Origin of the sequence: Pseudomonas fulva NBRC 16637 = DSM 17717 (assembly GCF_000730565.1) — a bacterium.
Classification (GTDB): Bacteria; Pseudomonadota; Gammaproteobacteria; order Pseudomonadales; family Pseudomonadaceae; genus Aquipseudomonas; species Aquipseudomonas fulva.
The window spans coordinates 65434-85432 of sequence record NZ_BBIQ01000020.1 but is presented as its reverse complement, the minus strand read 5'-3'; the positions used below and the strand labels follow the sequence as shown (position 1 = coordinate 85432).

19 protein-coding genes and 1 pseudogene are annotated in these 19999 nt (G+C 63.5%); 6 read left to right on the top strand and 14 right to left on the bottom strand.

Annotated features, from left to right (window positions below):
* Positions 1–2: 2 nt before the first annotated feature.
* Complete coding sequence (locus PFU01S_RS18135; RefSeq protein ID WP_027914370.1) at positions 3–965, bottom strand: LysR family transcriptional regulator; 963 nt, start codon at positions 963–965, stop codon at positions 3–5.
* A gap of 133 nt (positions 966–1098) precedes the next feature.
* Between PFU01S_RS18135 and PFU01S_RS18130 the strand changes: the two genes are divergently transcribed.
* Together PFU01S_RS18130 and mmsB are read left to right on the top strand one after the other, a co-directional pair.
* Complete coding sequence (locus PFU01S_RS18130) at positions 1099–2625, top strand: CoA-acylating methylmalonate-semialdehyde dehydrogenase (RefSeq protein ID WP_027914371.1); 1527 nt, start codon at positions 1099–1101, stop codon at positions 2623–2625.
* Between the two features lie 10 nt (positions 2626–2635).
* Positions 2636–3523, top strand: coding sequence for a 3-hydroxyisobutyrate dehydrogenase (mmsB, locus tag PFU01S_RS18125; protein ID WP_027914372.1), 888 nt, complete (start codon positions 2636–2638; stop codon positions 3521–3523).
* Between the two features lie 61 nt (positions 3524–3584).
* Here the strand turns inward: mmsB and PFU01S_RS18120 are convergent, their stop codons facing one another.
* From PFU01S_RS18120 to PFU01S_RS18090, 7 genes are all read right to left on the bottom strand, one after another.
* Positions 3585–3929, bottom strand: a complete 345-nt coding sequence (locus tag PFU01S_RS18120; protein ID WP_023534343.1) for a cupin domain-containing protein — start codon at positions 3927–3929, stop codon at positions 3585–3587.
* 155 nt (positions 3930–4084) lie between these two features.
* Complete coding sequence (locus PFU01S_RS18115; protein ID WP_023534414.1) at positions 4085–5017, bottom strand: phosphatidate cytidylyltransferase; 933 nt, start codon at positions 5015–5017, stop codon at positions 4085–4087.
* Between the two features lies 1 nt (position 5018).
* Positions 5019–5642, bottom strand: coding sequence for a lysophospholipid acyltransferase family protein (locus PFU01S_RS18110; protein ID WP_028687610.1), 624 nt, complete (start codon positions 5640–5642; stop codon positions 5019–5021).
* A gap of 10 nt (positions 5643–5652) precedes the next feature.
* A complete protein-coding gene (locus PFU01S_RS18105; RefSeq protein ID WP_028687611.1) occupies positions 5653–6084 on the bottom strand; it encodes a hypothetical protein in 432 nt (143 codons plus the stop codon).
* Entirely contained in the window at positions 6085–7839 is a 1755-nt protein-coding gene (locus tag PFU01S_RS18100; RefSeq protein WP_028687612.1) for a bifunctional alpha/beta hydrolase/class I SAM-dependent methyltransferase, read from the bottom strand.
* 30 nt (positions 7840–7869) lie between these two features.
* Entirely contained in the window at positions 7870–8475 is a 606-nt protein-coding gene (locus tag PFU01S_RS18095) for a CDP-alcohol phosphatidyltransferase family protein (RefSeq protein WP_027914376.1), read from the bottom strand.
* A 113-nt stretch (positions 8476–8588) separates the two neighbouring features.
* The gene (locus PFU01S_RS18090; RefSeq protein ID WP_248694606.1) at positions 8589–9419 is read right to left on the bottom strand and encodes a LysR family transcriptional regulator; all 831 of its coding nucleotides are present in this window, start codon (positions 9417–9419) and stop codon (positions 8589–8591) included.
* 134 nt (positions 9420–9553) lie between these two features.
* Between PFU01S_RS18090 and PFU01S_RS18085 the strand changes: the two genes are divergently transcribed.
* Positions 9554–10318 (top strand): sulfite exporter TauE/SafE family protein, encoded by a 765-nt coding sequence (locus PFU01S_RS18085; RefSeq protein ID WP_028687613.1) that lies wholly within the window; start codon positions 9554–9556, stop codon positions 10316–10318.
* Here the strand turns inward: PFU01S_RS18085 and PFU01S_RS18080 are convergent.
* Positions 10308–10622: a putative quinol monooxygenase gene (locus PFU01S_RS18080; RefSeq protein ID WP_027914379.1), complete on the bottom strand. Its 315-nt coding sequence runs from the start codon at positions 10620–10622 to the stop codon at positions 10308–10310. The two genes, PFU01S_RS18085 and PFU01S_RS18080, sit on opposite strands and share 11 nt — an antisense overlap.
* A gap of 155 nt (positions 10623–10777) precedes the next feature.
* On the opposite strand from PFU01S_RS18080, the gene mdaB reads away from it, so the two are divergent.
* The 3 genes from mdaB to ggt all read left to right on the top strand — a co-directional run bounded on the left by mdaB (position 10778) and on the right by ggt (position 14134).
* Positions 10778–11368 carry an NADPH:quinone oxidoreductase MdaB gene (mdaB, locus tag PFU01S_RS18075; RefSeq protein ID WP_028687614.1) on the top strand — a complete coding sequence of 197 codons (591 nt, stop codon included), beginning with the start codon at positions 10778–10780 and terminating at the stop codon, positions 11366–11368.
* An 82-nt stretch (positions 11369–11450) separates the two neighbouring features.
* Positions 11451–12356, top strand: coding sequence for a LysR family transcriptional regulator (locus PFU01S_RS18070; protein ID WP_027914381.1), 906 nt, complete (start codon positions 11451–11453; stop codon positions 12354–12356).
* Between the two features lie 110 nt (positions 12357–12466).
* Positions 12467–14134, top strand: a complete 1668-nt coding sequence (gene ggt / locus PFU01S_RS18065) for a gamma-glutamyltransferase (RefSeq protein WP_028687615.1) — start codon at positions 12467–12469, stop codon at positions 14132–14134.
* 132 nt (positions 14135–14266) lie between these two features.
* Here ggt and PFU01S_RS22980 read toward each other — a convergent pair whose 3' ends face one another.
* The 5 genes and pseudogenes from PFU01S_RS22980 to PFU01S_RS18045 all read right to left on the bottom strand — a co-directional run bounded on the left by PFU01S_RS22980 (position 14267) and on the right by PFU01S_RS18045 (position 19799).
* Complete coding sequence (locus PFU01S_RS22980; protein ID WP_371259666.1) at positions 14267–15130, bottom strand: methyl-accepting chemotaxis protein; 864 nt, start codon at positions 15128–15130, stop codon at positions 14267–14269.
* A pseudogene (locus PFU01S_RS22975) lies at positions 15122–16051 on the bottom strand (methyl-accepting chemotaxis protein); the annotation flags it as partial. The gene PFU01S_RS22980 and the pseudogene PFU01S_RS22975, both read right to left, overlap by 9 nt.
* Before the next feature lie 340 nt (positions 16052–16391).
* Entirely contained in the window at positions 16392–17273 is an 882-nt protein-coding gene (gene ypfJ / locus PFU01S_RS18055; RefSeq protein WP_027914384.1) for a KPN_02809 family neutral zinc metallopeptidase, read from the bottom strand.
* Between the two features lie 148 nt (positions 17274–17421).
* On the bottom strand, positions 17422–18507 hold the full coding sequence (gene trmA, locus PFU01S_RS18050) for a tRNA (uridine(54)-C5)-methyltransferase TrmA (RefSeq protein WP_027914385.1): 1086 nt from the start codon (positions 18505–18507) through the stop codon (positions 17422–17424).
* Positions 18504–19799, bottom strand: a complete 1296-nt coding sequence (locus tag PFU01S_RS18045) for an NCS2 family permease (protein ID WP_027914386.1) — start codon at positions 19797–19799, stop codon at positions 18504–18506. Before PFU01S_RS18045 ends, trmA begins: the two co-directional genes overlap by 4 nt.
* Positions 19800–19999 lie beyond the last annotated feature (200 nt).

Below are 19999 nucleotides of genomic sequence, written 5' to 3'. Positions count from 1 at the left end.
CGTCAGGCCTGGTTGCAGGCCTTGGTAAAGCGCATCACCGTGTCCTGCCCCATCATCAGTGGGGCATTGGCTTCGGTCACCTCGCGGATGTAGTCCCACAACAAGGTGATGCGCTTGAGCTTGCGCAGGTCTTCGCGGCAGTACATCCAGAATTGCCGCGTCACTTCCACTTGCTCGGGCAGCACCGTCACCAGCCGCGGGTCCTGCGCGGCCAGGAAACACGGCAAAATCGCCAGCCCGCGGCCTTGAAGCGCAGCGGTGTACTGGGCAATCACACTGGTACTGCGCAGGTGAGCCGTGGCCCCAGGGATCAGGTTGGCCAGGTACAGCAGCTCGGAGCTGAAGGCCAGGTCGTCGACATAACTGATGAAGGGATGCCCGGCCAGGTCGGCCACGGCCTGGATCGGCGCATGGCTGTCCAGGTATGCCTGCGTGGCGTACAGGCGCAGTCGGTAGTCGCACAGCTTGCAGCATACGTAGGGCCCGTGTTCCGGGCGTTCTAGGGCGATGACGATGTCCGCCTCGCGTTTGGAAAGGCTGATGAAATGCGGCAGCGGCAGGATATCCACTGAAATCGCCGGGTAGGCATCGACGAAGTGGCTCAGCTGCGGGGTGATGAAGAAACTGCCGAAGCCCTCGGTGCAGCCCATGCGCACATGCCCCGACAGCGCCACCCCCGAGCCGGATACCTGCTCGCACGCCATGTGCAGCGTGCTTTCGATGGCCTCGGCATAACTGAGCAGACGTTGACCTTCTGCCGTCAGCACGAAGCCGCTGGTGCGCGATTTTTCGAACAGCAAGGTGCCAAGCGCGCCTTCCAGCGAAGTGATGCGCCGCGAGACGGTGGTGTAGTCCACGCTCAGCCGTTTGGCCGCGCTGCTGGCCTTGCGCGTGCGGGCCACTTCGAGAAAGAACTTCAAGTCGTCCCAGTTGAGCGCGCTCAGGGATGTGAGGTCTTTTTGCATGATGATCCGGAATTTTTATGCGTTCTTGTAGGATGTTTGCACATCTATACTCGAAACATGCCCTCTTACGCCACCCCGCGTTAGCGACGGCGCTGGCGATCTCGTCCTGACAATAATTCCAAGGAGAACGCAGATGAACGCACCCCAGTCCCCTGACCAGACCAAGGTCGAGCAGGCCAAGCTGCTGATCGATGGTCAATGGGTGGAGTCCCGAACGAGCGAGTGGCGCGATATCGTCAACCCGGCCACCCAGGCCGTGCTGGCGCGTGTTCCGTTCGCCACCGCCGAGGAGGTGGACGCCGCCGTGGCAGCGGCCCAGCGTGCCTTTCTGACCTGGCGCCATACGCCGATTGGCGCGCGCATGCGCATCATGCTCAAGCTCCAGGCGCTGATCCGTGAACACAGCAAGCGCATTGCCCAGGTGCTGAGCGCCGAACAGGGCAAGACCCTGGCCGACGCCGAGGGCGATATCTTCCGTGGCCTGGAAGTGGTCGAGCACGCGGCTTCCATCGGCACCCTGCAAATGGGCGAATTCGCCGAAAACGTGGCAGGCGGTGTCGATACCTATACCTTGCGTCAGCCGATTGGGGTATGCGCTGGCATCACGCCGTTCAACTTCCCCGCGATGATCCCGCTGTGGATGTTCCCCATGGCCATCGTCTGCGGCAACACCTTCGTGCTCAAGCCCTCCGAGCAGGACCCGTTGTCGACCTTGTTGCTGGTCGAGCTGGCCGTGGAGGCCGGGGTGCCCGCCGGTGTGCTCAATGTGGTCCATGGGGGCAAGGCCGTGGTCGATGCCCTGTGCACACACCAGGACATCAAGGCGATTTCCTTCGTCGGCTCGACCGAGGTAGGTACCCATGTCTACAACCTGGCCAGCCAGCATGGCAAGCGCGTGCAGTCGATGATGGGCGCCAAGAACCATGCCGTGGTGCTGCCGGACGCCAACCGTACGCAAACCGTGAATGCCCTCGTAGGGGCGGCCTTTGGCGCTGCAGGCCAGCGCTGCATGGCCACCTCGGTTGCGGTGCTGGTGGGCAAGGCCCGCGAATGGCTGCCAGACATCAAGCAAGCGGCGAGCAAGCTCAGCGTGAACGCCGGCAGCGAGCCAGGTACCGATGTGGGGCCGGTGGTGTCCAAGCGGGCAAAGGAGCGTGTACTGAGCCTGATCGAGAGCGGCATCCGAGAGGGCGCCACCTTGGAACTCGATGGCCGCGACGTCAAGGTGCCGGGCTATGAGCACGGCAACTTCGTCGGCCCCACGTTGTTCTCGGGCGTGACCACCGACATGCAGGTCTATACCCAGGAAATCTTCGGTCCGGTTCTGGTCACGCTCGAGGTCGACACCCTCGATGAGGCCATCGCCCTGGTCAACGCCAATCCGTTCGGCAACGGCACCGGTCTGTTCACCCAGAGCGGCGCGGCGGCACGCAAGTTCCAGAGCGAGATCGACGTCGGGCAGGTGGGCATCAACATCCCGATCCCGGTGCCCGTACCGTTCTTCAGCTTCACCGGCTCGCGCGGCTCCAAGCTGGGAGATCTGGGGCCGTACGGCAAGCAGGTGGTGCAGTTCTACACCCAGACCAAGACGGTTACCGCCCGCTGGTTCGATGACGACAGTATCAACGACGGCGTGAACACCACCATCAGCCTGCGCTAAGGAGCACGTCATGCGTATCGCATTCATTGGCTTGGGCAACATGGGCGCCCCCATGGCCCGCAACCTGATCAAGGCCGGTCACGCGCTTGCCCTGTTTGACTTGAACAAGGAGGTACTGGCAGAACTCGGCGCCCTGGGTGGGCAGGTCAGCGCCTCACCACGCGAGGCGGTAGCCGAAAGCGACCTGGTCATCACCATGTTGCCGGCAGCCGCGCACGTGCGCAGCGTCTACCTCGATGACGATGGGGTACTGGCCGGGATCCGAGCTGGTACGCCCACCGTCGATTGCAGCACCATCGACCCACAGACCGCGCGCGAGGTGTCCAAGGCGGCGGCCGCCAAGGGCGTGGACATGGGCGATGCGCCTGTCTCCGGAGGCACGGGTGGGGCGGCGGCCGGTACGCTGACCTTCATGGTTGGAGCCAGCGACGAACTGTTCGCAGCGCTCAAGCCGGTGCTCGAGCACATGGGCCGCAACATCGTGCACTGCGGCGAAGTGGGGACGGGGCAGATCGCCAAGATCTGCAACAACTTGCTGCTGGGCATTTCGATGATCGGTGTGTCCGAAGCCATGGCGCTGGGCAATGCTCTGGGTATCGACACTCAGGTGCTGGCAGGCATCATCAACAGCTCCACCGGCCGCTGCTGGAGCTCCGACACCTACAACCCCTGGCCTGGCGTGATCGAGACGGCGCCGTCCTCGCGTGGCTACACCGGCGGCTTCGGCGCCGAATTGATGCTCAAGGACCTGGGGCTGGCCACCGAAGCTGCGCGTCAGGCCCGCCAGCCCGTAATCCTCGGCGCCCTCGCGCAACAGCTGTACCAGGCCATGAGCCTGCGCGGGGAGGGTGGCAAGGACTTCTCGGCCATCATCGAGGCCTACCGCAAGCCACAATGATCAAAGGCTGCACGTCATCGTTGTACAGGGGGCGGCTCATTGCGCCCCCTGCGTCTGCCAATCAGGCGAAGACGAAGTATTTGCGCACCGTCTCGACCACCTCCCAGGTCCCCTTCATCCCTGGCTCGATCACGAACACGTCACCTGCCTTGAGGTGTTTCGGTTCCTCGCCTTCCGGGGTGACGATGCAGTAGCCATCGAGGAAGTGGCAGTATTCCCACTTGTCGTAGTTGACTTCGAACTTGCCCGGGGTGCAGATCCAGGTGCCCATGATCTTGCTGCCGTCGGCCGACAGGTAGGCGTTCAGGTTCACGGTGTGCGGGTCGCCGCCGATGCGTTTCCACTTGGTCGCGTCCACGACCGGGGTGGGGCAGGTTTCACGCAGCACGGTGATGAAATCGGACATGGCACAACTCCTGTGACTGGTTGAATGACCCTTCACCATAGGCGTTGAAGCGCCCGCGCAGTTGCCTGAAGTCGACGTCCAGGTGTCTGGCCGCGCTGTTCGCGCAGGGTCAGCCCAAACTACCGGCTAACGCGCTACCAGGCCTTGGCGCCGTTTCAAGCCCACCAGTAGCGCACGAAGTGGAAAAACACCGGTGCAGCGAAGCAGACCGAGTCGATGCGGTCGAGCATGCCGCCATGGCCTTCGATCATGTGCCCCCAGTCCTTGACGCCACGGTCGCGCTTGATCGCCGACATCACCAGCCCACCAAAGAAGCCCATGGTATTGACCGCCAAGGCCATCAAGGCGGCCTGCCAGAAGCTGAACGGCGTGATCCAGCACAGCAGCGCGCCGATCAGCGTGGCCAGTGCCACGCCGCCGACCAGGCCCTCGAGGGTTTTGGAAGGCGACAAGTTGGGCGCCACCTTGCGCTTGCCGAACAGCTTGCCGCACACGTATTGCAGCACATCGCTGAGCTGCACCACCACGATCAGCCAGGCGATGAGCAACAGGTTGCGCCCCTCGAAGCCGGGGATCTCCAGGGTCATCAGCGCCGGCACCGACGATACGCAGTACACCGCGATCATCAAGCCCCACTGGACCTTCGAAGCCCGCTCCAGAAAGCGCGTGGTGTCGCCCCCAAGGCTGGCCAGGATCGGCAGCAACAGGAACAGGTAGACCGGAATGAAGATGCTGAACAGGCCATACCAGTCCATGGCGATGAGCACGTACTGGACGGGCAGCGCGATGTAGAACGCCGCCGCCAGGGCGGGGTAGTCACTGCGCCGGGTGGGCGTGAGGGTCATGAACTCGCGCAAGGCATAGAACGACACACCATAGAACAGCACGATCACGCCGTATTTGCCGAAGACGAAGGCGATGCCGATTACCAGCACCATGACCCACCAGGCATTGATGCGGGCGTTGAGGTTGTCGATCACCGCATGGGGCCCGGGGCCTGCGCGCCACTTCAGCACACGGCCGATCACACTGGCGAGCAGCAGCAGGGCGCCGATGCCGGCGAACAGCGCGAGGGTATTGTCGTGCATGTCAAACGTCCTTGGGGGCTAGATCGAGCAGGGCTTGGCCAGCCCGCTCCAGAAAGGCTTGCTTGCTTTCGTCTGCCTGCAGGTGCAAGGGTTCGCCGAAACTCAGGGTGCATAGCAACGGCAACGGCAAGGCGCGTCCCTTGGGCATCACCCGATTGAGGTTGGCGATCCATACCGGCACCAGCTCGACCTGCGGGTGGGCCGCCGCCAGGTGATACAGGCCACTTCGCAACGGCAACAAGGGCTCATCGCTGAGGTTGCGCGTGCCTTCCGGAAAGAAGATCAGCGAATCGCCCTGGGCCACGGCGTCGAGTACCGGTTGCAAGGGGTGGCCCTGGCCTTCGTCGCGATGTCGCTGGATCAGCACGCCATTGAATACCTTGCGGATGAGAAAATCGCGAATCCCCGGCTTGGCCCAGTAGTCGGCACCGGCTACCGGCCGAGTGCGACGCCGCAGCGTCTGGGGCAGCGATGCCCATAGCAGGACGAAATCGCCGTGGCTGCTGTGATTGGCAAAGTACAGGCGCTGCACCGGAAGGAGCGTGCACCCCAGCCAGAGGGCTCGCGCCCCGGTAATCAGGCGCGCGGCCGAGGTGATCAGGTAGGCGGTCAGGTTGGCGAGCATGGAACGTTCATCATCCTTTGATAGACAGTATCAGCAGGGTAGCCAAGGCCACCGTGAGTTGCAGGCCCAGGCACAGGCCCTGGCGACGCAGCAGAGCAAGCGCAGCCCGGCTGCGGACCGGCCAGGTGCGCGCATCGACTGGCTGCGGCTTGAGCCCGTGATCGAACAACGCGCGGTCCAGTGCCTGGGTGTCTGCTGCCAGGTCCTGGCTGTTGGCCAGGTGCGCGAACAGGTCGGCATCGAGTGCAACGCGGATGGCCCAGTACTTGTGCAGCATGCCCAGGCCGATGAGCAGCAGGCACGGCACAAGCGACCAGGGTGACAGCGCCGCGCCAAGCAGCGGCACCAGGCCGAACCCGAGCGCCAGCAGGGTCATGCCGTCCGAGAGCCCTGCCAGTTGCCGGCCCCGGCGCAGCAGGCTAGCGACCAACACAAGGTCCACTCAGCGCACCCGTTGAGCGAGGCTGACACTGAAAATCCCCCACTCGTCGATGCGCTGGGTCACCTTGCGAAAGCCTGCCGCCTCCACCAGCTGGTCCATTTCTGCCTGGCTGCGACGACGCATTACCCAGGCCTCGCCACCCCGGTGGCTGGTCAAGGCACGCGCAATCATCTCCAGTTGCGGGTGCCACGGTTGACCGGTGTAGACCAGGTAACCGCCATCCTCCATTGCCTGTGCCAGGCCAGCCAATGAGTTGCTCACCAGGGTGTTGCTGGCGAACAGTTCGTACAGGCCTGATACCACTGCCAGCGTCGGAGGCTGTTCCAGCGTCGCCAGGCTAGGGCGGTCGAAGGCATCGCCCTGGACGAAACGGGCAATGTCCCCCAGGCCCTTTTCCTGGATCAGCGCGGTGCCTTGTTGCACGTTGAGCGGGCTGTAATCGCGCAGCAGGATTGATTCTGGGCGTTGATCGACCTGTTGCAGGGCTTCGAGAATGTAGCGGCCATGGCCGGCTGCGATATCCACGATGTGCACGGGTCGGCCGGCCTCGCGTAGACGATCCATGGCCAGGCGCAGCAGTGCTTCCACATTCAGCTTGCGCTGGCGAATGCCACGCCAGCCGATGGCATTGAGGTAGTTCTGGTCGACCAGGCGGCCCAGCGCGCCTTTGCCTGCAGGCTGGTTGCGGTACACGTAGTCCAGTGTGCTGCCCGAATCGAAACCCGTGTCGAAGCCTAGCCGCACGCCGTCCGCTACCTTGCTGCCCAGGCGCAGACCGGCTCGGGTGGCGCGCCAGTAAAGCCCGCGCAGCGAGTGGCGGGGCAAAGGCGCGGCCAAGCTTTCGGCCTCGGCGCAACTGGCGCCGGTCTTGTCCGCATCGAGCAGCGAAGGCCGCTCGGCAGGGCAGGCGAAGCAGTGCTCGACGAAACGCTCGATACGCCGTAAAGCGTGTGCTCGCTCACGCTCGCCCAAGGTGTCGTGGAAGAACCCCGGCAGCACGTGCATCTCCTTGCGCGCACTGCCCAGACGGTCGAAGAAGCGCTGCTGGGGTGCTCGCTCGACCACCAGGTCTGTACCGGAGACCAGCAGTTGAGTCGGTAGCTGGATGGCCTGGGCGTCGGCCACCACACGATCGGCGGCTTCGTACAGCCCTAGCAGCATGGTCACCGAAATGGGCCGGCTGATCAGCGGGTCTGCCTTGTACGACATGACCCGTTCCGGGTCATGGGTCAGCAGTTGTGGCTTGACGTAGCTGTTGACGAAGAAATTGCCGCGCACGGCCTTGAGCAGCTTCAGGCCAGGGCGTGCCAAGGGGACGTACAGCTTGACCTTGAACGCCGGAGACGCCAGCACCAGGCAACGCACCTTGGGTGCATAGTCATGCGCCCAGGTGGCCACCAGCACCGCGCCGACGCTCTGCGCCAGCACCACCAGGTCCTGTTCGGCCAGCCCGTGACGGGCCTGAATGTGCTCGATGAACGTCTGCACGTCGCGCACGCTGGTCGCGAAGCTCGGGCTGTCCCCGCGTGCGCCGGGCGACAGGCCATGACCGCGGGCATCCCAGGCGAAAAAGTCATAGCCCGGCATGTCCAGCTCATCGGCCAAGTGGGCGATTCGCCCGCCGTGTTCATGGCCACGGTGGAACATCGCCACCGCCCGACGCGGCTGGTGTTCGTTGCGCGTGGCGGGCCAGTGGCGGTAATGCAGCTCGACACCGTCATGGGTGGAAAAATGCAGGCTTTGCGCTTGGCGCATGGTCGATATCCTTATGCGACGGGCGAAGACTCAGCGGGTTTCAGCCAGCCCGCGACGCACCCGGTTGTAGAGGGTATAGAGGCAGAGCGCCAGGACCACAAGCAGCAAACCATTGATCCAGGTACCATCAAGCACATCCAGGGCGACACCGGTACCCAGTACGCCAAAGGCGAAGGCGCGGTCGCTCTTGCCCATGGGCCCGTCATAGCGGCGCGAGGCACCTGCCAAGGGCCCCATCACGCCAGCGTATTCGCTGATCGTCGCCAGTAGCACCACCATCACCACCAGCGGCGGCCACACGCCTACCAAGAGGGCGAACGGCAGGTACAGGGCGGCATCGGCGATCACGTCGCACAGCTCGTTCAGATAGGCGCCAAGGGTGGATTGCTGGCCAAATTCCCGTGCCAGCATGCCGTCGATGGCGTTGAGCGCCATGCGCAGCAGCATCCATATGGGCACCAGGATGAACAACCCGTGAAGGTGGGGCAGGGCCGCCAGCAGCAGCCCTAGCGCAACGGAGATGACGGCAGCGGTGAGCGTGACCTGGTTGGCCGTCACGCCCCTGTCGTACAGGCGCTGCACCAGAGGCCGCAGCAGGGCCTGGAAACGGGGTTTGAGCTGGTAGATCGAGGCCACTGGCAAGTCCTTTTTGGTGGGGCGTTGTCGCGCATTCTGTTGCAGTCTTGGTGGCCGGTAAAGCCGCAGGCACCGGCGCTCTTGCCACTGACCTGGCTGCGCGACAAGAAGTTTCAGGCACACCCGGCGAATACGCTGACCAATGCCGCTGCGTAGCCTGGCAGGGCCGCAAAGTCGCGCGCGCACAACAGCAACTTCCGGTTAGCCCAGGGTTCCTGCAGTGCCATGGCCCGCAGCGGCAACACCCCTTGCCAGCGCTGCACCGCCGCCAAGGGCACGACCCCGACGCCGGCACCGCCTGCGACCATGCGCAACACGCCTTCGAAGCCCTCGGCACGAACCCTGACGCGCATGCGCTGGCCTGCACGCAGCGCCTGCTCTTCCAGGTAAAGCGCCAGGGCACTGGCCGGCCCGAGGCCGACGTGACCATGGGCCAGGCTGTCGACGAAGCGCGGCGAGGGAAGGTTGACGAGCGGGTGATCCGTTGGCGTCACCAGTACCAACGGGTCGTCGCGAAAGGGCTGCGTCTGTAGATGCTCGCTAGGTGCTGCGCTGGAGATGATGCCCAGGTCGGCCATGCCCTGGGTGATGGCCTGCACGATGCGCAAGCTCGGGTACTCCTGCACATCCACGCTCATGCCTGGGTTCTGGGCAAGGTAGGCCGCCAGCAGTTCGGGCAGGTATTGGGTCAGGGCCGCGGTGTTGCACAGCAAGCGCACCTGGCCTTGATGCCCCTGCGCGTACTGACCCAGGTCGAATTGCAAGCGCTCGACCTGCTGAGCGATGAGCCGGGCATGTTGCAGCAATGCCTGACCGGCGGGCGTGGGGCTGACACCTCGGCGATTGCGCAGCAGGAGTGCAACGCCCAGGGACGCCTCCATGGCACGAATCCGGGCGCTGGCTGCTGGCAGCGACAAGTGGCTACGCCCAGCACCGGCGGTGATGTTTCCACACTAGACGGCGTGCCGGAATAGGGTCAGGTCAACAAGATCAAAATGCACGTGGCTCTGTCCAGGCAAGAGGCTGACCACGAATATGACAGATGTTCAGCGCGTCATGCATTGGCCATGATGGGCACATGATGACATTTACAGCGTTTTACCAAGACCTTGGCCTACTGCTGACTGCGCTGGTGTTTGCCACCTTTGTTCTGGCAGGTGCCGTCAAGGGCGTGATCGGGCTCGGCCTGCCGACCGTGGCCATGGGGCTGCTGGGCATGGCTCTGCCGCCCGCGCAGGCTGCTGCGTTACTGATCGTCCCATCCACCGTGACCAATCTCTGGCAATTGGCGGCAGGAGGGCATTTGCGAGCGTTGCTGCGCAGGCTGGGCCCGATGCTGGCCATGATCTTTATCGGTACCTTGCTGGGCAGTGCGTGGCTGGGCATCAGCAGTGGCCCCTGGGCCGCGCATGCACTGGGAGGCGCACTGATTCTCTATGCCGTTTATGGACTGGCTGGGCCGGCCTTGCGCATTGCCCGGAAACGCGAAGGGTGGCTCGGCCCTGTCTGCGGCCTGGCTACCGGAGTGATCAGTGCGGCCACGGGTGTGTTCGTGATGCCGGCAGTGCCGTACCTGCAAAGCCTTGGGCTTAGACGTGACGAGATGATTCAGGCCCTTGGGCTGGCATTTACGGTGTCCACCCTGGCGCTGGCTGTGGGCCTTGCCGGGCAAGGCGCACTCGGCGGCCCGGCGCTGGGTGCTTCTTTACTGCTGGTGGTGCCCGCCCTGCTTGGCATGCAGGCGGGCCAGTGGCTGCGCCGACGCGTCAGCGCACAGGTGTTCCGCCGCTGTTTCTTGGTGGGCCTGATGCTGCTGGGCGTGCATTTGCTGATCAACGGTTAGCGGATGAGTCGCTGAGCATGTCGACCCGTTGGACCTCGAAGTCGCGCTCCAGGTAATCCATGCGCCGGTCGAAAAAAGCAGCCATGTGCGGCAGGGCCGAGTGCACATCCAGTGCCGCCTTGTTCGCCCAGACTTCGAAGAACACGAACAGGCTCGGGTCCTGCTGATCGCGCAGCATGTGGTATTCGACACAGCCGGGTTCTTGTCGGCTGGGCTCGACATAGGGCCGGAACAGTTGCTCGAAGGCTTCTGCCATTTCCGGGCGTGTCTTGGCTTTGAGAATGAAGGCGTATTGCTCGTTCATGAGGGTCTCCTGCTTCGTAAGTGCCAAAGATTAAAGCAATAATCCCGGTCGATTCGTGATCTTGAGTCAAATGTATTTTGCTGTTGATTGGCTGTTTCCCAACTGCGCCTGACCTTAACCTGCCTGCAATCAGTGATCAGGTCCGGGAGGCCCCCATGAAAAACATCTTGCTACTCAACGGCGGCAAACAGTTTGCCCATTCCGCAGGCCAGCTCAATAGCACCCTGCATGAGGCCGCACTGGCGCACCTTGACCGTGCAGGTTTCGACGTGCGCCAGACCTTCATCGACGGGGGCTATGACGTCCAGGAGGAGGTGGAGAAATTCCTCTGGGCTGACGTGGTGATCTACCAGATGCCAGGCTGGTGGATGGGCGCGCCCTGGACCGTCAAGAAGTACATCGATGAGGTCTTCACTGCCGGGCACGGCAGCCTGTATGCCAGCGATGGTCGTACCCGCTCGGATCACACGCAGAAGTACGGCAGTGGTGGGCTCATTCAAGGCAAACAGTACATGCTGTCGCTCACGTGGAATGCACCGCAGCAGGCGTTCGACGAGGCTGACGACTTCTTCGAGGGCAAAGGTGTGGATGCGGTGTACTTCCCCTTCCACAAGGCGCAGCAGTTCCTGGGCATGAGCGGCTTGCCGACCTTCCTGGCCACCGACGTCATGAAGCGCCCGGATGTCCCGGCAGCGCTGGCGGCCTATCAAGTGCACCTGGAGCGGGTGTTTGGCAAGGCTCGGTAGACATGTGCCTTGATGGCACTGCTGGACTTCCCTTGCGCAAGCGGCTATCTAGACCCTGGCAACTCTACCCGCAGGCCTTGATGTGAAAACCCGATCTGAAGAACTCCAGGTGTTCGTCGCCGTCATCGACTGTGGGTCGATCTCTGCAGCGGCCGCGCAAATGGGCCAGACGCCCTCGGCGGTCAGCCGAACCCTGGCGCGCCTTGAGGCCAAGCTGGGCACCACGCTGGTCAACCGCACCACCCGGCGCATGGACCTGACCGAGGAGGGGCGGTTCTTTCTCGAACAGGCAAGGCAGGTGCTGCGGCAGATGGACGAGCTGGAAGAGCGCCTGGCGATGAACCGGCAGACGCCCATCGGTCGCCTGCGGGTCAACGCGGCCACGCCATTCATGCTTCACGCCATCGTGCCCTGGATAGGCGAGTTCCGGCAGCAGTACCCCGGCATCGACCTGGAGCTCAACACCGACGATTTGATCATCGACCTGCTTGAGCACAGTACCGACGTGGCCATCCGCATCGGTGAGCTGGCCGATTCCAGCCTGCACGCGCGCAACCTGGGTTGCAGCCCGGTGCAGGTGCTCGCCAGCCCGGCTTATCTGGCGCGTCACGGCACCCCCCAGCGGGTCGAGGATCTGGCCGATCACTGCCTGCTTGGCTTCAGTCAACCCGAGACGCTGAACCAGTGGCCCCTGCGCCATGCCCAGGGCGAACACTGGACCATTCGGCCTACGCTGGTCGCTTCCAGCGGCGAGACGCTGCGACAGCTGGCGCTGGCCGGGGAGGGCATCGTCAGCCTGTCGCACTTCATGACCCACGAAGACATTCGCAGCGGCCGCCTTCAGGTCGTGCTGCCCCAGGCCAACAACGGCCATCGTCAGCCCATCCATGCGGTGTACTACCGCAATACCCAGCTGGCCCTGCGCATTCAATGCTTCCTGGATTTCATCCAGCGCAAGTTGGCCATCTACGCCTGTTCAGTTGCCTGAACGCGACATCTGCTGCCTAGGGGCGGCGCGTCATGGACGATGAGATTGCACAGGCTTGACGCTTGGGTCTTACTGACGGTCCCACAAGAACAACACCCAAGGAATGTGTCATGCGTAGCGTCCCTTTCCAGTACCTGGCTCTGGCAGCCGCGCTGTTGGGCAGCTCATCGGTGTACGCCGTTGCCCTGGAGGGCGGGGCTGTCGCCGCGCCTGATCAGTACGGCGCCCAGGTAGCCGCCGATATCCTGAAAAAAGGCGGCAACGCGGTCGATGCCGCGGTAGCCACCGCATTCACGCTGGCAGTGACTTACCCCGAAGCCGGCAACATTGGCGGTGGGGGCTTCATGACGTTGTTCGTGGACGGCAAGCCCTACTTCCTTGACTACCGTGAAGTGGCGCCCAAGGCGGCCACGCGCAACATGTACCTGGATGACAAAGGCGAAGTGATCGAGAACCTGAGCCTGGTGGGTGCCCGTGCTGCAGGCGTGCCAGGCACGGTGATGGGCTTGTGGGAGGCCCATCGCAAGTTCGGCAAGCTACCGTGGAGCGAGCTGCTGACACCGGCCATCGGCTACGCCAAAAACGGCTTCAAGGTCGCCGACAAGCAGTATCAGTACCGCAACGATGCCCAAGGCATGTTCAAGACCGCCACCAACTTCAACGACTACTTCGGCAGCATGAAGGTGGGCGAGCTGTTCAAGCAACCCGAGATGGCCCAGACCCTCGAGCGCATCGCCGACAAGGGCGTGAGCGAGTTCTACCAGGGCAAGACCGCCGACCTGCTGGTGGCGCAGATGCAGGCCGACAAGGGGCTGATCACCAAGCAGGACCTCAAGGACTACAAGGCCGTGTGGCGTGAGCCCATGGCCGTCAGCTGGCGCGGCAATGTCGTGTACACCGCGCCCCCGCCCAGTTCCGGTGGCGTTGCCCTGGCCCAGCTGCTGGGCATCAAGGAGGACCGTGCCGCCGATTTCAAGGGTGTGGCGCACAACTCTGCGCAGTACATCCACCTGTTGGCCGAGATTGAAAAACGCGTTTTCGCCGACCGGGCCGACTACCTCGGTGACCCGGCTTTCACAAAAGTGCCCGTGGATCAGTTGGTGGCCAAGGATTACCTGGCCAAGCGTGCGGCTCAGGTCAATCCCAAGGCCATTTCCGCTACCGATCAGGTCAAGCCCGGGCTGGAGCCGCACCAGACCACGCATTTTTCCATCGTCGACAAGGCCGGCAATGCGGTCAGCAACACCTACACGCTCAACCTCGACTACGGCAGTGGCGTGGTGGTCAAAGGTGCCGGGTTCCTGCTCAATGACGAGATGGACGACTTCAGCGCCAAGCCGGGTGCCGCCAATGCGTTCGGCGTGATCGGTGGCGATGCCAATGCCATCGAGCCGGGCAAGCGCATGCTGTCTTCCATGAGCCCCAGCCTCATGACCCGTGACGGCAAAGTGGAGCTGGTGATCGGCACACCGGGTGGGTCGCGCATTTTCACCTCGATCTTCCAGGTGATGAACAACCTGTATGACTACGGCATGCCGCTGGACAAGGCAGTGGCTGCGCAGCGGGTCCACCACCAGTTGCTGCCCAAGGACACGATCTATTTCGACAGCTATGCGCCGCTAACCGGGCAGGTGGCTGCTGATCTGAAAAAGATGGGTTACGTGCTGGAGGACCAAGGCTGGGAGATGGGCGACATCCAGGCCATTCGGGTCAACGGACAGACGCTTGAGACCTCGTCCGACCCGCGTGGCCGTGGGGTAGGGATGGTGGTGAAGTGAAGGGCTGATGGCGCGCCGGTTGCTGGCGCGCCGAAGTGCGAGCACTCAGCCAATGGCTGAGGCTTGCGGCAACAGCAGAGGCCGTTGTGCGGCCTCTGCTACGGGCCACCCCGCCCAACCCACTGCCTCAGGTCAAACGCGGAACCGGCTGACCAGCATCTGCAACTCGCCCCCCAGGCGCGCCAGCTCAACGCTCGACGCCGCCGTCTCGTCGCTGGCCGAGGCCGTCTGCTCCGACACATCACGCACATTCAGAATGCTGCGGCTGATCTCTTCGGCAACCGCGCTCTGCTGCTCGGCTGCGGCGGCAATCTGCTGGTTCATCGACTGGATGCTCGACACGGTGCCCGTGATGTTCTCCAGCGACTCACCGGCCTTGCGCGCCAGGTCGACACTGCTGTCGGTCAAGGCGCGGCTGCCCTGCATGGCATTGGCTACCTGCTGGGTGCCGTGCTGCAGGCTGGCGATCAGCTCCTCGATTTCCTCGGTCGACTTCTGCGTGCGCTGAGCCAGTCCGCGCACTTCGTCTGCCACCACGGCAAAACCGCGTCCGGCTTCGCCTGCACGTGCCGCCTCGATGGCCGCGTTGAGGGCCAGCAGGTTGGTCTGCTCGGCCACCGATTTGATCACGTCCATGACGCTGCCGATCTTCTGGCTTTCCTGCTGCAACGCAGTCATGGCCTCGGTGGAGCGGTGCATGTCCTGCGCCAGGCGCTCGATCTGGCTGATCGCCTCGCCCACCACCCGATCCCCGGCCCGCGCCTCGCCATCGGCACCTGTCGCCGCCTGCGAAGCCTGTTCGGCATTGCGTGCCACCTCCTGAACCGTGGCGGCCATCTCATGCATTGCGGTGGCCACTTGGTCGGTCTCGACTTTCTGGCTATTGGCACCGGCACTGGTCTGTTCGGTCACGGCCGACAGCTCCTCGGCAGCGCTGGCGATCTGGGTCACACTATCGCGAATGCCGCCGATCAGCTCGCGCAGGGTCGTGCCCATGCGGGCAATGCCTTGCTGCAGCACCCCCAACTCGTCGCGGCGGGTGACATGCAACTGTTGGGTCAGGTCGCCGCTGGCGATTTTCTCGACCGCCGCCAAGGTGTCCTGCAACGGCCGGGTGATCTGCCGGGTGATCAGGACGGCGGCCACGATACCCACCAGCAACGCCAGGAGGGTAGCGATGGTCTGCAAGGTGCGCGCCTGGCTGCTTTCGACATCGCGACGCTCCAGCTGGATCTTGTACAGCGCATCGCTGTGCTTGACGATGTCCGCGCCCTGGACCGTCATCTCGGCGCGAGCACCGGTAATGGTGGCCACGGCATCGCGGAATTGACGCGTAGCTTCACGGTAGTCGGTGACTGCGCGCTCGAGCTGTTGCACCCGGTCGCTCGGGCCGGACAGCTCGCGCTTGAGGCTATCGACCACCGCCAGCGCCGCATCGAGCTGGCGCAGAGCCGCCTGTTCATTGTCCGCCGTGTTGTCGGCGATGTAGCCGCGCACATCGATGCGCACCTGCATCAATTGCTGGCGGGCCTTGCTGATCAGTTGGTACTGAGCAAGGCGCACGCTGTCGGCCTCGGGCCGAGCCATGACTTCCTGGCTCAAGACCTCCATGGCCTGGTCGGCCTGGCTACCGGCGCGGGTCATGGCGGCGCGTGCGGCACGACTGGCGTCGTAACCCTGGCGCATCTTGGACAGCGACACCTTGTAGGCACTGATGATGTCGCCCAGTTCGCCCAGCAGCTTGACGTTTTCGGGGCTCTTGAACGTGTGCTCCAGGTAAGCCTGCTGCTTGCTGAAGGTATCGAGCTTGGCCAGGGTATTGGCAGCCGCGGCATCATCGCCGTTGGCGATCATGTATTGCAGGCGGGCAATACGCAGGTCGGTAAGGTCCTTGTTCAACTGGCCGATGTCGCTCATCCAGTTGCTGCGGTCGATGAGACCGCCCAGGCTCGTCCAGCCCACCAAGGCCAGCAGGCCGGTCAGGATCAGCACCAGGGCGAAGCCCAGGCCGAGTTTGAGGTTGACGCTGATATTGGCAAACCAGCTGTTCATGCACGCACTCCAGAAGTTGTTTTCGCTCTCTTGATCTCCGATCGCAAGGCGTTGTTATTCTGGCTGCCCGCTCAATCGTGCTGGAGTTATCGGCCGTTGGCGAGGAAGCTGAAACGCTTTTTCAGCCGTAGGGGCGATACGGCGCGTTTCAGCGACCACAGGTGCTGCAATGGACGAATCAATCAGGACGCAACGCTGAGCACCTTCAGAGAGTACGCGCGCTGAAGGTGTCGCAGCTGTCGACGTCGCCTTCGGCGAACCCGGCCTTGAACCAGCGCACGCGTTGGGCCGAGGTGCCATGGGTGAACGAGTCCGGCACCACGCGCCCTTGACCCTGCTGCTGCAGTCGGTCGTCACCGATGGCGTTGGCGGCATTGAGCGCTTCCTCCACATCGCCAGGTTCCAACCAGTTCAGGCGTTTCTGTGCCTGGTAGGCCCACACGCCAGCAAAGCAGTCGGCTTGCAGTTCCTGGCGCACCAGTAGGCCATTGCTGCCTTCCATGCGCTGGCCGCTACGCCGTGCCGCGTCCACCTTGGCCGACACGCCAAGCAGCGTCTGCACATGGTGGCCGATTTCATGGGCGATCACGTACGCCTGGGCGAAGTCGCCAGCAGCCGAGAAGCGTGTTTCCATTTCTCGGAAGAACGACATGTCCAGGTACACCTGCTGATCCGCCGGGCAGTAGAACGGCCCGACCGCCGCTGTGGCAAAGCCGCAGGCAGAATTCACCTGACCGTTGAACAGCACCAGCTTGGGGTCCTTGTACTGTTTGCCGGACTGGGCGAACAATGCTTGCCAGGTGTCTTCGGTGTCGCCCAATACGGAGGCGACGAATTCCGCCTGCTGGTCATTGGCCGGAGGCGCCTTGCCATCGGTCACGGCAGGCGCTTGCTGCTGCATCTGGCCGGTCAATTGACCAAGGATCTGCAAAGGGTCCTGGCCCGTCAGCCAGCCGATCCCGACAATCAGCAAGATGGCGCCAAGTCCCAGTCCTTTGCCACCGCCAAAGCGCATACCACCGCCACCGCCACCTGCGCCCCGTGCATCGACCACATTGTCGCTACGCCGGCCTTTTCGCCATTCCATGAGTGCTCTCCAGAGCGTGAAACAAGAAGACAAATATTAGTTCAACACAGCCTCAGGTGTCAGGGCACCTGCGGCTGTCTAGCGCATTGGAGATGGCCGGGGCGCCTGAATTCAATTTCATCGTCCCCGGCCTGCACAGGGTCCAGGCTCAGCGCCGCACCAGCAGCACACCGCTTTCCATGTGGTGGGTGTAGGGGAATTGATCGAACAACGCGCAGCGTTCGATCCGGTGGGTGTCGTGGAGCTGGGCAATGTTCGCCGCGAGTGTTTCCGGGTTGCACGAAATGTACAGGATCCGCTCGAAACGTCGGGTCAGCTCGCAGGTGTCCGGGTCCATGCCGGCGCGCGGCGGATCAACGAAGACCGTGCCGAATGCGTAGCTTTTCAGATCGATGCCTTCGAGGCGGCGGAAAGGGCGCACTTCGTTCAGCGCCTGGGTCAGCTCTTCAGCCGACAAGCGCACCAGGCGCACGTTATCCACAGCGTTCTCGGCCAGGTTGCTCAGTGCGGCGTTGACCGAGGTCTTGCTGATCTCGGTAGCCAGCACCTGGCGCACGCGGGTGGCCAGCGGCAAGGTGAAGTTGCCGTTGCCGCAGTACAGTTCCAGCAGGTCGTCATCGCGATCGCCCATGGCCTCGAAGGCCCAGCTCAGCATCTTCTGGTTCACGGCGCCGTTGGGCTGGGTGAATGCGCCTTCAGGCTGGCGATAGCTGAACACACGGCCGGCCACGTCGAGCTTTTCAACCGCATAGTCACGACCGATGACCAGGCGCTTGCCCTTGGAGCGGCCGATCAGGCTCACGCCCAGATCTTGGGCCAGTTGCCGCGCGGCCACTTCCCACGCTTCGTCCAGTGGGCGGTGGTAGCACAGCGTGACCATCGCATCACCCGCCAGGGTGGTGAGGAATTCCACCTGGAACAGGCGATTGCTCAAAGCCTCGCTGGCCTGCCAGGCCGCCTTCAGGCGCGGCATCAGGTCGTTGATGCGCTGGCTGGCAATCGGGAAGTCGTCGATCAGGATAGCCTTGTGCTTCTCGCCCGGGGCGAACATCGCATAGTGGCGCTGGCCGTCCTCGCGCCAGAGGCGGAATTCCGCACGCAGGCGATAGTGCGCGCGCGGCGAGTCGAAGACGGCGGGCTCCGGCGCACCGAAAGGTGCGAGCAGCTCGCGCAGGCGGGCGGTCTTATCCTGCAGTTGCGCGTCATAGGCGCTAGGGTCGAATGCAGCACTCATGCGTTGAACCAACCCAGTTTGATGACGAACAGGATGGAAAGAATCACCAGGGCCGCGTTCAGGTCATGGCGACGCCCGGAAATGAGTTTCACGGCGGTCCAGGCAATGAAGCCGAAGGCAATGCCGTTGGCGATCGAATAGGTCAGCGGCATGGCCAACGCGGTGACCACCACTGGGGCTGCTTCGGTGACGTCGTCCCAATTGATTTCCGCCAGGCCCGAGGCCATCAGCACGGCGACGAACAGCAACGCCGGCGCGGTGGCGAAGGCCGGTACGCTGCCAGCCAGCGGTGCGAAGAACAGGGCCAGCAGGAACAGCACGGCGACCACGATGGCCGTAAGGCCCGTACGCCCCCCGGCGCTCACGCCAGCCGCCGACTCGATATAGCTGGTGGTGGTCGAGGTGCCCAGCAGCGAGCCGGCCATGGCGGCGGTGCTGTCGGCAATCAGGGCACGGCCCATCTTCGGCATGTGGCCATCCTTGCCCATCAGCCCTGCACGTTTGGCCACGCCGATCAGGGTGCCGGAGTTGTCGAACAGGTCGACGAACAGGAAGGCGAAGATGACGCTCACCAGGCCCACGTCCAGCGCGCCGGCGATGTCCAGTTGCAGGAAGGTCGGCGCCAGCGAAGGCGGCATGGACACGATGCCCCCGAAGGGCGTGACGCCCATGGCAATGGCTGCCACGGTCACGGCCAGGATGCCGATCAACACGGCGCCGCGCACCTTCAACGCTTCCAGGCCAACGATCAGGAAGAAGCCCAGTGTGGCCAGAATCGGTGCCGGCTGACGCAAGTCGCCCATGCCCACTAGGGTTGCAGGGTTATCGACGACGATGCCCGCATTGTGCAGCGCGATCAGCGCTAGGAACAGTCCGATGCCCGCAGCAATGGCCGAGCGCAGGGGCAGGGGAATGCTGTTCACGATCCATTCCCGGATTCGGAAGATCGACAGCAGGAAGAACATCACCGCCGACAGGAATACCGCACCCAGGGCCACTTGCCAGGTGTGCCCCATGTGCAGCACCACGGTGTAGGTGAAGAACGCGTTCAGGCCCATGCCCGGCGCCAAGGCGATCGGGTAGTTGGCGATCAGGCCCATGGTGGTCGAGCCAATGGCCGCCGCCAGGCAGGTGGCGACGAACAGCGCACCCTTGTCCATGCCCGTCTCGCCGAGGATGCTCGGGTTGACGAAGAGAATGTAGGCCATGGCCAGGAAGGTGGTGACGCCCGCCAGTATCTCGGTGCGCACATTGGTGTTGTGTGCTTTTAGTTGAAACAGCCTTTCCAGCATGCCCGCTCCCCGAGGCGCCCCCGGCGCCATGAATATGTCGACCCCATCAGCAAAGCACAGACCGTACCGGCTGCCGTGATTTCTATGGGGCAGAAAAAAGCCGCGCATCATACCAGCATGCCGGGCAGGGGCCTATGGCCGTCTGGGAATAGGCTGGCCGCGCCCGGTACGCCTGGCGTACAGGGCCGCTGGGGCGGCCT